Annotated in this window: 4 protein-coding genes; 1 reads left to right on the forward strand and 3 read right to left on the reverse strand. The window is 70.2% G+C overall.

Going from position 1 to position 13,256, the window contains the following annotated elements; translation table 11 throughout:
* The first annotated feature begins 299 nt into the window (after positions 1 to 299).
* On the forward strand, positions 300 to 9,761 hold the full coding sequence (locus tag F7Q96_RS09420) for an LWXIA domain-containing protein (RefSeq protein ID WP_151022534.1): 9,462 nt from the start codon (positions 300 to 302) through the stop codon (positions 9,759 to 9,761).
* Positions 9,762 to 9,864: 103 nt separating this feature from the next.
* Here F7Q96_RS09420 and F7Q96_RS09425 read toward each other — a convergent pair whose 3' ends face one another.
* The 3 genes from F7Q96_RS09425 to F7Q96_RS09435 all read right to left on the reverse strand — a co-directional run bounded on the left by F7Q96_RS09425 (position 9,865) and on the right by F7Q96_RS09435 (position 13,254).
* Complete coding sequence (locus F7Q96_RS09425; protein ID WP_053823844.1) at positions 9,865 to 11,055, reverse strand: amidase; 1,191 nt, start codon at positions 11,053 to 11,055, stop codon at positions 9,865 to 9,867.
* A gap of 71 nt (positions 11,056 to 11,126) precedes the next feature.
* Positions 11,127 to 12,179, reverse strand: coding sequence for an ABC transporter ATP-binding protein (locus F7Q96_RS09430; protein WP_082371730.1), 1,053 nt, complete (start codon positions 12,177 to 12,179; stop codon positions 11,127 to 11,129).
* A gap of 10 nt (positions 12,180 to 12,189) precedes the next feature.
* On the reverse strand, positions 12,190 to 13,254 hold the full coding sequence (locus F7Q96_RS09435; RefSeq protein ID WP_151022536.1) for an ABC transporter ATP-binding protein: 1,065 nt from the start codon (positions 13,252 to 13,254) through the stop codon (positions 12,190 to 12,192).
* Between the last annotated feature and the right edge of the window lie 2 nt (positions 13,255 to 13,256).

Below are 13,256 nucleotides of genomic sequence, written 5' to 3' on the forward strand. Positions count from 1 at the left end.
GTCATCGCCCCTGGCCGCAACGTCAGGCGGCCTTCGACTACGTATTCGCGTAGTTCCATGCCCTGCGGGTGGCCCGCTGCAGCGCCAGCCTACGATTCTCCTTAGTTGGTATCGCGCCACACCGGGCAGACAATGGCCTGTCACGCTGGCGGCAATCCGCCCAGGCGTAGCGCCTCGCGGGCGCCGGCACCGTGGTCGACCGCGGTCTGCGCGGCTGCCTTCCCGCCGTTCTTGTCGCCGTTCTTGTCGCCGTTCTTAACGCCGTTCGCATCGCCCCCGTTCCTCAGGAGAAGAGCGTCATGCTGGATTTCAAGGACCTGATGCAAGCCCGCGAAGCCATTCTCGCCGCGGCCCGTGCCGCCGCCGAAGCGGCCGCGCGCGCGGCGGCCGAGGAAGCCAGGCGCGCGCAGGCACGCGAGGCCGAGCGGCAGCGCGAGGCGCAGGAAGCCGAAACCGCCCGGCGCAACGAACAGAACAACCAGGCCCAGCAGGCGCAACAGGCAAATCAGGCCCAGCAGGCGAACCAGGCCAATCAGGCGCAGCAGGCCGACCAGAAACAGCAGCCCGACCGCGCGGCGAACAGTCAGCCCGTGGTCACGCCGGCGCTCTACACCCCGCAAACGAATCCTGGCGGCGTGGTCCAGGTCAAGGGTCCAGGCGGCGACAAGCCGGCCACCGATCCCGCGCAGCAGGCGCGCGACAAGGAGCAGGACGAGGCGAAGGGGCACACCGATCGCTGGCACAAGGACGCCAAGGGCGCCTACGACGACAGCGAGACCAAGCGCAATGCCGGCACGATGACCGATGCCGACTGGAAGCCGATCGAGCAGAAATACGGCATGGTGATGGCCGGCGCGCAGAACGAGCTGCGCGTGGCCGCCAACCAGGCCGCGGCGACCGGCGGCGACGACAAGGCGATCGCCGCGGCGGTTGACGCCAAGGCGAAGGAGATCCGCGAGCGCTACAACGATCCGGTGCTCGACCAGAACCTCGACATGATCAAGGACGGCTTCCTGAAGGCCGAGCCGACGCAGCAGGCCCGCGACACGCAGGGGGCGCGCTTCTATGGCGGCGCGCAGGACGCCGCGGCGAAGGGACACACCAGCCTGTCGCTCGCCTTCGCCAGGGAACTGAAGGACCACGACCGCGCGCCGGCGATGGCCGACTACGACCTGACCCGAGCGATGGATCGGGGCTACGAGGAATACAGCGGCACCGACAAGGCCAAGGAAGACCAGCGGCGCTTCGAGCTGGACAAGGATGAGATCCTGCAGGGCACCTTCGATTCGCTGGCGCTGCGCAAGGACGAGTTGACCGTCAAGGCAGGCGACGACAAGGCGCTCGACAATGCGATCGCGCTGGCCGCGCCCAACGCGGATCCGAAGCTGATCAAGGAACAGCTGGCCGAGGACGCACCGGAAGGCGCCACCATCAAGGTCATTCCGATGTATGTGACCGGGCCTGGCATGTCGCCTTACCAGAGCGCGGTGTTCGAGTTCGTCAAGGACGGCAGGACCCTGTGGGTCGACGACCAGGGCGCGGTCTACGGCAAGGGCGATCAGTCCGCCGAACGCGACTTCCAGGAAAACAACGAGCTGCACGACAAGGGCACCGTCTACCTGGCGAGCGACCTGAGCCTGGGCGCGGACGGCCATGTGAAGTTCGACGACATCGACGCGCACATCGTCACCGGGCGCGAACAGGCGCGCGCCTGGCTCGATATCGGAGTGACGGCGTTGGGCGCCATCGGCGGCGTCGGCGTGATGCTCGCCACCGGGGGGGCGGCGACGCCGCTGGTAGCGGCGGCCTGGAGCGGCATGCTCGGTTCGATGGGATACGGCCTGGCGGTGACGGCGATCGATGCGCAAAACATGGCGGACCACGGCCGCTCGCTCAATCCGTTGGACAACTCGCGCGCGTTCTCGCTGTGGGCCAACGCGTTCGGCTCGGTGGCCGGGATCGGCGGCCTCGGCCTCGGCAAGGGCGCCTCGCTCGCCATACGGGCGTCCGGCGCGCTGGCCAACCGATCCACAGCGCTGACCGCTCGCGCGGCGGCGCTGTCGGACAGGGCGGCCAATCTCGCCGCGAACTCGAACCCGCTCGCAGCCAACGTCGCCGCGCTTGCCGCGAAGACACAACGGGCCGCCACGATGGCGCAGTCGGCTTCGCGCACCCTTGCCGGCACCGCCAGCCGCATGGCGGTCGGCGGCAACGTGCTCAACCTCGGCGCGTTCGGCACAGGGGGCATCCTGACGACGCAGCAGGCGGCCACCTTTGTCCAGCACGGCGACCAGATGTCGCTGACTGAAAAGCTGCAGAACGGCGCGATGCTGCTGATGGGGATGACGCAGATGATGCCGGCGGGCATCCAGATGCGCAGCGCGCGAGCGGTGCACGACGCCACCGTGCGTGTGCTTGGGCGAACCCCGCGCGCGGAGGCCGCCGCGCAGGCATTGGCGCTGCAGACGGCAGTGCAGGCAGGCGAGGGCATCGCCAACGGCCGCGATGGCTCCGAGGCCAGGGTACGGGTGCGGCCAGCCGACGAGGGCACCGCGGGCGGACGCCAGCCGGCGGATACGGCCGGGGCACCGCGCGCCGGCGGTGAGGAGGCGGGCCATTCCTCGGCGACGGCGGGTCGGCCTACCGTGGGGCGCGGGCAGGAGGGGGACGCGCACGGTACGCCGGCCCGGCCGGCGACGGTGCCGTCGGCGGACCCCCAGAGCCAATTCGCCGTCACCACCCGTGCCGGCGATGGTGGCGGGCGCTCCTTCACCCCGCAGAAGTTGGGGGTCTGGCAATCGGTCAAGCTGGCCAGCCGTCTGACCTTCGACGCGGCGGTGGCGCAGGGCGTCCGGCTGCAGGACGGCGTGGTCAATCGGATGATGGACCGGGCGATGCAGCAGGCCGTCACCAGGTACATGCGCGAGGCCGGCGAACGCAGCCGGCACGGCGAGGCGCCACCGGCGGCAAGCCGCACCAACACCAGCGGTCGCAGCCGCCGCCGCGCCGAGGCGCGCGCGGACGCGCGCGGCGATGCCCGACCCAATGTCCGCAGCGCGGTGTTCGCACATGGCGGCGGCGGCCGTGCCGCCGTGCTCGAGGCCGCGCGCGCCGAGCCGTCGATCGTGCTGCAGAACGCGATTTCGCCGCTGGACCGCGTGGCCGGCATGGACGGGCGCCCGATGTCGCTGTCGGTGCCCTATGGCGCCGAGCTGGCGGCGCGGGCGCTGCAAGATGTCGATACGGTGCTGATCGCAACGTCGCCGGCGACGCTGCACGGCGGCGCCGACACGCATGGACCGCTGGGCGCGGCGACGCTCGGCGCCTATCTGAGCGCGCTGGGCAAGGAGGTGATCTTCGTCACCGACCCCGCGCACGAGGCGCTGCTGGCCGATCTGCTGCAGGGCGAACTTGGCCTGGCCGATGCCCGCATCGAGACCTTCACCGCCACCGATTCGACCGGGGCCGCCCAGCAGGCGCAGGCGCTGCTGGCAAAGTATCGGACCCAGGCCGTGGTCGCGGTCGAGGTGGCCGGCCGCAACCGCGCCGGCGAATACCGGCTGGCCAACGGCGAGCGCCTCGACGGTGCGCCGCGGGTCGACCAGCTGCTGGTCGAGGCCAATGCCAAGGACCTGGTCACCGTGGCGATCGGCGCCGACAGCCATACCGCGGGCATGCGTTCGGCGCTCGAGCGCGCGATGACGTCGCTGCATGTCGAGCCCGCCGATATCGACCAGTGGTCGGCGGTCGGCGCGAGCCATCCGGTGGTCGGCATGAACACCAACCTGGCGGCGCAGGCGGTCGGCTTCGCGCTGCAGCGCGCGTCCGGCAGCGACCACGCGATGCCGACGACCGATCGCGTCGCCGCGATGATCGACCGCATGGCCGCGCTGCACGCGTATGACAGCGTCACGCTGGAGCGCGGCGCGACCAGCATGCGCGGCCTCGACAAGCGCAGCTTCCTGGGGCTGTACGAGCTGCTGCAGGCTCAGGCCAGGCAGTTGCCGGATGGACTTGACCTGGCGCAGATGCTGGACGGCATGCAACGCCGCTTCGTGCCGAAGGGCGTGGACCCGGAGCAGTTCGGCATCAAGGTGATCGACGACATCATCGAGGTCACCGTATTCGACTCCAGCAACGGCGGCATCCTGGCCGCGATGAACATCGCCCGGCATATCTTCTCGATGACCGGCAAGCGCGTGCAGCTGGTCGCGTACGGCGATCACGCCGCGGGCACCTACGGCGGGCGCGAGCGCGACGACCTGATCCGCCGCGTCAACGACGGTTTGCACGCGATGCACCAACAACAGGCCGATGCCAACGCGCTCGGCTGCAACACGGCGTGCATCACCTATCCGGAAGGCTGGGCCGGGCTGAGCGAGCGCGATTTCATCAACCTGATCCACACCACCGCCCGCGCGATGGCCCAGGACGGCGGCCGCAATTTTGCGCTGGTCGCCACGCCGGGCACCGTCAACAGCCATGCCTATCGCGATGCGGTGGACGCGCTGCGCACCGGGCAGAACGTGCTGGAGATCGGCGCCAACGAGTGGGCCGCCGCGGTCAACGCGCTGCAGCACCAGGCCAAGCAAGGGCCGGAACTGGTGGCGATCCAGAAGCTGGTCGCCAAGTACATCAACGCCGAGCGGATTCCGCCCGAGACCGAGTCGTTGTGGCTGTGCTGCACGCACTATCCGGCGCTGGCCAGGCTGATCCGCCAGCAGCTCGATGCCAGCGGCCTCGGCCACGTCAAGCTGATCGACCCGATGCAGTACCAGGCCAAGGCGCTGGTCGACCGGCTGATCGAGCGCGGCGTGCTGAAGCAGGACGATTTGCTGCCCGAGCCGATTCCGTTCGAGGAGGTCAGCGCCCAGGACATGCTGCCGCTGCTGGCGGTGACCACGGGCCGCGCCAGCGAGGTCGTGCGGCTCGCTCAAGGCATGACCGAGGATCCACGCGCGCGCGCGTTCGGCGTGCCGGAGTTCAGCGCGAGCACCGATCCGGGCCAGATTCGCGGCATTCTCGATGCCAACCGGATGCCGGCCGCGATCGATGCGATGGTGACCGGGTATACCGGCCGCAATATCGACCGGCTGGCGATTCCAAAGGGGGCGTTGCACGCCGCCGCGGCGATGGCCGATGCCGAACACGTGCTGCTGCTGACCGGCTTCTCGGTGGCCGAGGGCTTGCCCGAAACCGACGGCCCGCCCGGAACCGTGGCGCTGGGCGCGATGCTGCGCGCCGCCGGCAAGCGCGTCAGCTATATCGTCGATTCGGCCAACCAGCCGATCCTCGAAGCGGCGCTGGCCGACATGGGGCAGCCGCTCGATTCCGTCCACGTGTTCGACGAGCATGCGGACAGCAGCTCGCCGGTGGTCCGCGCAATGCTGGAGGAACTGCGGCCCGATCACGTGTCGTCGATCGAACTGCCCGGCCGCACGGCTGCCGGCACCAAGCACAATATGCGCGGGGTCAACCTCGACGATTTCACCCCGGGTATCGATGCGTTCCTGAAGGCGGCGCAGGAGATGGGCATTGGCACCTCCTCGGTCGGCGATGGCGGCAACGAGGCCGGCATGGGCAATGTGGCGGCGTTCGTCCCGCTGGCGCCGGCCGGCACGCCGATCGCCTCGGTGGTCCGGACCGACATCCTGGTGACCGCCAGCGTGTCGAACTGGGGCGCCTATGCGATCGGCGCCGCGTTGCTGCGCCAGCTGGGCAAGGCCCACCTGATGCCGACCGAAAACCAGATCCTGTCGGCCATCGAGGCGTCGGTCCACGCCGGCGCGGTCGACGGTGTGTCGCGGCAGCGGGTCCCCACGGTCGATGGCTTCTCTCCGGAGGTCCATGCGGCGGTCTACCGGTTGCTGCGGCACTGGGCCGGCGCCGAGGCGACCACCGGCCCCGGCGCGCCGGTTCCCGCACTGATCGGCACCGCGATGCCGCGCCGGCAGCCGCGTTCGGTGCTGGAGGACCTGTTCGCGCATGGATTGCGGCGTCCCTTCCATGGTGCGGACGAGGGCGGGCGCGGCAACCTCCAGGCCCGCCATGTGCCCGCGATCGTCGATCGCAGCTGGTCGCTGCGCGACGGCGTGCCGGGCATCGACGCGATCGCCACGATGATCGACAGCGTGCATGCGACCGGCGGCCGTCTGGCCGGCGTCAAGTACGTGGCGGTGCGCGACGCCGATGCGGCCAATGCCAGGCCCAAGGTGATCGGCGCCTTCGATTCGCCGCTGCAGGCCGCCGCGCAGCTCGACCGGCAGGCCGCGGTCGGCGTCAAGGTCCGGCTGCAGGTCGTGCCGGCGGCGCAGTACCGGCCCGGCCGCGTGCCGGCCGCCGACGATGCGATCGGTACCGTGCCGCTGTCGCGGCGCGACGGCAGCACGGTACCGGGCGAGATTGCGCTGAACCGCGGCTACGAAGGCGATATCCGCGTGGCGCTGCCGGAAGGCTTCGTCGAAGGCCTGCCGCTGGTACGCAACGAGGCGGGCGAGCGGATCGATGTGCTGCAGCAACTTGGGCATTTCCCGCGGGGGAGGGCGCATCTCGATCTGGCCGCCGAGGCGGGCTACGTGACCTTCGACAACCGCGCGATGCCGATCTCGGTGCCGCAGGTGCCCGGCTACTTCACGGTGCGGGCCGAGGGCGCCTACCAGGGCGTGCGCATGGACATGGACGGCAGCGGCCGCCCCGACTACGACGCGGCCGCGCTGGCCGACCGGATCCGCGCGCACCCGGACTATCGCGAAGGCATGCCGGTGCTGATCTACGACTGCTTCGGCATGGACGGTCCGCTGCCGCTGGCGCAGCAACTGGCCACCGCGCTGGACGCCCGTGTCTACGCGCCGGACGGCAGGTGGGAGATCCGCGGCTGGCATGACGGCGGCGATACCGTCTTCGGCGGCGCGATGCGCGTCGATGCGAGCCCCGAAGCGATGGCGCAGTCCGATGCGCCGGTGCACAGCCAGGGCGGACGCTTCTACGGCGCCATGCCGGCGCTGCCGATCGTCGGCGTCAGCGAAGGCGGACGGGCGCTGCCAGACAGCGCATTGACGATGCCGCGCGGCGATGCGCCGAGGCCGGTCAACGCCGCCCGCGACGGCAATGACATCCACGCCGCCGATCCCGCCGCGTGGCGTACCGCGTCGCCGCGCCATGCCGATGCGACGTTCGGCGCCTCGCGGCTGAAGGTGATGGTGCCGGGCGACTACAACGTCGTGCTGGGGCGCTTCGATCGCGAGCGCGGCCTGCTCGACGAGAACGGCGAAGCGGTCGGCGCACATCGGCTCGCGCTGGAACTGGCCGACGCAGGCAAGAAGGACGGCGCGGTCGTGCTGGCGCTCGACGGTGGCAGCCAGCATGCGCGGCGCGCCTTCGCGCAGCAGGTGGCGGACGTGATGGGCGTCGACGTGATGCTGCCGGCGGCGGATTTCAGGCTCGATACGCTGGATGCCGCCGCCACGCGGGCCGCCGCCAACAACGCAGGCGGCCCGCCCAAGCCGGTACTGAAGCTCGATCAGCAAGGCGTGGCATGGCAAACGCTGCAACCGCAACCGTATCGCCATGCCAACCGCAGTTTCGCGGTCGACGGCGTCGACGCGGTGCGCCTGGTCCACGACGATGGCCGGCAGACGCCAGTCGACCTGGCCCACTATCTGGGCCCGCGGCTGGGCTCGGGCGCCGTCAAGACGGTGTTTGCGCTGGGCAACAGCCATGCGGTGGGGCTCGGCAACGACAGCATGATCGCCGCCTTCCCGATGGGCGCCGAGCGCGAGGCGATGGCGCAGGTCGAGGCGCTGGGCATGCCGACGCTGCGCATCCATGGCGGCGACGGGGACACGGTGCTCGGCCATCCGGCCATCGTCTATGAACGCTATCTGGCCGGCAGTGCGGACCTGCTCGACGGCAACGGCAATCTGCTGCCGCACTACGCGGCGCGGATGAACGCGCGGACGCTGCGCGATCTCGATGCGATCGAGCACGGTATCGAGAACGGTGCGGACGGGCGCGGCCTGCTGCTGCAGGACGTCGAGTTTGCATTCTTCGCCGATGGCAGCGTCAAGATCGCCGACGTGATGTCGGTCGAGCCCGGCGGCGGCCTGGCCGCGCATGGGCAGGCCGTGGTGACGGTGCTGGCGAAGATGCGCGAGGCCGCGCAGGCCAATGTGGCCCGCGTCGCGACCGATCCGCAGGGCACGGTGCGCTCGGCCACGTTCCGGCATGGCGGCGAGCCGGAGGCCGAGGGCGCGGCAGCGCCTGAACCGGGCGAGTCGAACAAGCCGACGCCGGCCAACCCGCAGCCGGCATCGTCGTCACCCACGCCGGCACCGCGCCCGTGGAAGCTGCGCGCCACCGTGGCGGCATCGGTCGGCGGGGCCTTCGCCACCGGGGCTGCGGCCATGCCATTCATGCCGATGCCTGGCACCGCGGCGTCGGTGGTGGTCGCCGGCTCCTGCTTCATCTATCGCGGCGGCGTCGCCGCCGGCCGCACGGCCTTCGCCAACCGGGTGATCCGCCGCACCGAGCGGCAGACGCCTGCCGATGTCGCCTGGCTGCGCAAGGCCCTGGCCAGCGATCGTGCCGCGATCTGGGGGATCAGCGAGAACAACCGCAAGGTATTCGATGCGCATATCCAGGTCCTCGAGCGGCATGTCGGCGCGGAGACCAACAAGCCCTCGGCGGAGGAGGTTGCAGCCGCCGTGCAGGCGCTGAAGCAGGCCGGCACGGCGCTGCTGACGCCGGACACCGTCGCCGGCCGCATCAATGACGGCCTGCAGATCGGCACGCTGGCGATCAACAACGCGACGACGGTGACCTGGTTCATGCATCACGGCGTGGACCTGGGCAATGTCGCGACGTACAGCAACACGGCGTTCCTGGCGGCCAACGGCGTGCTGGCGAGCTTCAATATCGCCAACCGCATCGGCTACCACGCCAAGGTCAAGCTGCCCGCGCTGCCCGCGGCCCATACGCGCAAGTTCGTGATGAGCATGTATGCCGCCGGCGCGATTCCGCTGGCGGTAACGGACGTGATGACGTACGGCGGCGTGGCCGGCGGCCTCGGTGCGGCGAGCCTCGCCACCTTCGGTGTCGGTGCCTTCCTGCAGTCGCGCGTCGAGCGCGGCGTCGCCAACCGGGAGTTCAACGAGCTGGCAGCGGACAAGGGCGGCAATATCCAGCTGAAGCCGGACCAATCGCTGCTGCCGCGCAAATGGGAGTTTTTCGGCCGGGCGATGCCGTATGGGCTGGTACTGCTGGGCGGCGGCGTGATCGTCAACTTCGGCATGAAGATCCTGCTGGAGACCCTGGGCAGCGACGAGGAAGACCAGCCCGTCAAGCCGCCATTGCCGTCCTCGACGCCATCGGCGCCGCCGACGCAGGACCCGTCGTCGACGCAGCCGGCTCCGACGCCACCGCCGCGCTCGGAAAAACCGTCCGAGGAGCCGAAGCCGCCGACCACCGAACCGCCTGCGCAACAGCCGGAGCCCGAGCGGCCGCGTCCGCGCAACGGACGCGTGACCGTGCAGCCCTACCATGCCGGCGTCGAGACTTCGACGCTGTGGGGCATCGCGGCGACGAACCTCGATACGCTGCTGTCCGATGGGCAGAAGGAGGACGCCGAGGCCGAGGCAATGACCACGGACCAGCAGGTTGCCGCCTACGCGCTGCGCGAGCTGATCAACCTGAATCCGCAGTACAACCTCGCGGAGAACCCGGACCACATCGAGCCGGGATGGGTGCTGGATGTGACCCGATAAGCTGACCGATAAGCTGACCCGATAAGCGATTGGCAGAACCACAGGCGCACGCTGCCACCCCGTCGTCCCTGCTTTCGCGGGAACGACGGAGGTATTCCAGGGCTCAGCCCAAGGCGGCCACCACGCGCTCGGCCAATGCGATCAGGCTGCGGTCGCTGCCGGCGGGCCCCAGCAGGGAAAGGCCCAGCGGGGCGCCATCGCGGCGACACAGCGGCAGGCTGATCTGCGGAAAGCCGCTGAGGCCGGCGAGGCACAGCATCTGCACGGCGCGGTTGCGATAGTCCTCGAGCGTGTCGAGCGGTGCGTCCTGCAGCGGCGCGATATCGGGCATCGTCGGCAACAGCAGCACGCCGTCGTCGCCAAGCAATGCGGCGAGGTGGGCGGTGAACGCCCGGCGCACCTGCATGGCCTCGTCGCACTGGCCAGCGGTGACGCTCTTCGAGAACGCGAATCGCGCCGCCACGTCGGCACCCAGCCGCAGCCCGTAGCGCTCGATCATGTCGCCATCGCTGTGCCAGGCTTCCCGGCCTTGCACATAACGGAAGGCCCAGTACAGGTCGTCGATCGGACGGTCCGCGGCCGCCACCGCATCGCCGTTGCCCAGCGCGTGCTGGATGCGAGCCGCCACCGGGAGCAGCGCAGCGCGTGCAGCGGGCTCGGCCAGCGCGAACAGATCGTCCGCCAGCAGCAGGCGCGCCGAAGCTGGCAAGGTGTTGGCATCCGGGCCCAGCAGCACATCGGCGACCCGCGCAAACGTGCCGATATCGCGCGCGAAGAAGCCGCAGGTATCGAGGCTGTCGCACAGCGGCAGGCATCCAGCCAGCGAGATGCGGCCATGCGTCGGCCGGATCCCGAGCAGGCCGCAATGGCTGGCGGGGGCACGTACCGAGCCGCCAGTGTCGGTGCCCAGCGCAAAGTCGCACAGAACGTTCGAGACCGCCGACGCGGAACCGGAGGAGGAGCCGCCGGTGATGCGCTCCGGTGCCGCGCCGTTGATCGGGGCGCCATAGTGTGCGTTCTTGCCGTTCATCGAGAAGGCCAGCTCGTCGGTATGGGTCTTGCCGACGAAGGCCGCCCCCGCGTCCAGCAGGCTTTGCACCGCGGGCGCCGTGGACGGCTTGATGCCGGACATCGCCAGCACATGCGGGTTGCCGCCGCCGGTGGGGTAGCCCGCCACGTCGAACAGGTCCTTGGCGGCGAAGCGCAGCCCCCGCAAGGGCCCGTCGAGCGCGTGCGGCACGTCGGCTTCTGGGTAGGGCATGAACGAACGGGAGGGGTGCGATGCGAGGCTCATGGGGTCTCCGCAGGGTCTGGCCCGACCGGAGGGCCGGGCGATGCGCGATGGTCGGGACCGGCCCGGTGGGGTCAGGCCACGGCCAATGCAGGTTCGGTGGCAGCGGCGAGCACGCAGCTGACGTGGTGACCGTCGCCGACCGAGACGGGCTGCGGCACCTGCCGCAGGCATTCGGGCCGCGCATGGGCGCACCGTGGCGCAAAGCTGCAGCCAGCGGGCAAAGCGGCAAGATCGGGCGGCGATCCGGGGATGGCCGCCAGCCGCTCGCCGCGCGCCATGCCGTGCTGGCGGCCTTGCAACAGCGCGATGGTGTACGGATGACGCGCGTCGCGCAGCAGCGTCCGGATCGGCCCTTCCTCGACGATGCGGCCGCCGTACATCACCGCGACACGATCGGCGATCTCGACCGCGGCGCCGATATCGTGGGTCACAAATACGATCGACAGACCCAGCGCGCGTTGCAGTTCGCGCAGCAGGATCAGCACCTGGATCTGCACGGTGGCGTCGAGGGCGGTGGTCGGCTCGTCGGCCAGCAGCACCTTCGGCCTGGCCGACAACGCCAGCGCGATCATCGCGCGCTGGCGCATCCCTCCCGACAGCTCGTGCGGATAGGCGGCCAGGCGCCGCTCGGGGCTCGGGATGCGAACCGCCTCCAGCGCCTGCAGGGCCCGCTTGCGGGCTTCCCCGGCCGAGACGCGGCTATGGGCGCGGATGCATTCGACGATCTGCTCGCCAATGTTGTAGACCGGGTCGAGCGCGAGCAACGGCTCCTGGAACACCATGGCGACGGTGCCGCCGCGGATGCTGGCCAGGCCTTTGGCATCGAGCCGCATCACGTCGGTGCCGTCGATCACGATGTCGCCGGTCATCGTCGTGCGGCGGGGCGGATGCAGCCGCATCAGCGCGCGCAGCGTGACGCTCTTGCCGGAGCCGGACTCGCCGATCAGCGCGACCGCCTCGCTGGGGGCTACCCGCAGCGAGACGCCGTTGACCGCGCGGATGGTCTTGCCGCCGGCGTCGAAGGCGACATGCAGGTCGCGCACGGCAACCATCGGCGGGTCGGACGAAGGCGTGGCGGTCGGTGCCGATGCGCCTGGTGCCGATGCGATGACGGGGGCATTCATGCTGGTCTCCTCAACAGGCATCGGCAACGGCGGCCTCGGCTCGCCGCGCCGTTGCCCGTGAATGGCCGCTGTCCGGTTCCGCCATCAGGCAGGACACCGGATGGCCGGCGATCGCCGCGGACAGCACGGGCGCGCGCCGCGCACAGACGGCCTCGGCCAGACCGCAGCGCGGATGGAAACTGCAGCCCGGCGGCGGATCGATCGGATTGGGCGGATCACCGGCGAGCGGCGGGGTCAGCGTGCGGCGGTCCGGGTCCATCGACGGCATCGACGCGAGCAGGGCACGCGTGTAGGGATGGGCCGGGTTGGCGTAGATCGCCTCGGTTTCGCCAATCTCGACGACCTTGCCGAGGTACATCACCATCACGCGATCGCACAGATAGCGAATCACGTTCAGGTCGTGGCTGATGAAGACGTAGGTCAGGTCGAATTCGGCCTTCAGGTCCAGCAGCAGGTTCAGTACCTGGGCCTCGACCGACTTGTCGAGCGCCGACACGGCTTCGTCGAGGATGACCAGGCGCGGCCGCAGCACCAGCGCACGGGCGATATTGACGCGCTGGCGCTGGCCGCCGGACAGCTCGTGCGGATAGCGTCCGCCGAAGCGCAATGGTTCGAGCCCCACGCGGCCGAGCAGGTGGCGGGCCCGGTCGATGGCCTCGCGCGCCGGAATGCCGTGCACGCGCGCGGTGAAGGCGATCGATTCCTCGATGGTCAGCCGCGGGTTCAGCGACGAATAGCTGTCCTGAAAGACCATCTGCACCTGGCTTCGGTAGCGCTTGAGCGGCAATTGCGCCGAGCCGACGCCTTCCGCGTCGAAGATCAGCTCGCCGCTGTCCTGCGCGGTCAGCTGCATCAGCAGCCGTGCCGTGGTCGACTTGCCGCAGCCGGATTCGCCGACCACGCCGAGCGTCTCGCCCTTGAGCACGTCGAAGCTGACGCCATCGACCGCACGCACGGCGCCGGCGCGGCGTCCGGGAATGCCGCCCTTCAACGGAAAATGCTTGACCAGATCGCGGGCAATCACCAGCGGCTGGGCCGGGCCGCCAAGATCGACGTTCGGTGTGGACAGGGGCATCG

The sequence above is a fragment of the Cupriavidus gilardii genome, assembly GCF_008801915.1.
GTDB lineage: Bacteria > Pseudomonadota > Gammaproteobacteria > Burkholderiales > Burkholderiaceae > Cupriavidus > Cupriavidus gilardii.

Coding starts and splice junctions, on each gene's coding strand:
- F7Q96_RS09420 (WP_151022534.1), top strand. CDS start 300: ATGCTGGATTTCAAGGACCTGATGCAAGCCCGCGAAGCCATTCTCGCC.
- F7Q96_RS09425 (WP_053823844.1), bottom strand. CDS start 11,055: ATGAGCCTCGCATCGCACCCCTCCCGTTCGTTCATGCCCTACCCAGAA.
- F7Q96_RS09430 (WP_082371730.1), bottom strand. CDS start 12,179: ATGAATGCCCCCGTCATCGCATCGGCACCAGGCGCATCGGCACCGACC.
- F7Q96_RS09435 (WP_151022536.1), bottom strand. CDS start 13,254: ATGCCCCTGTCCACACCGAACGTCGATCTTGGCGGCCCGGCCCAGCCG.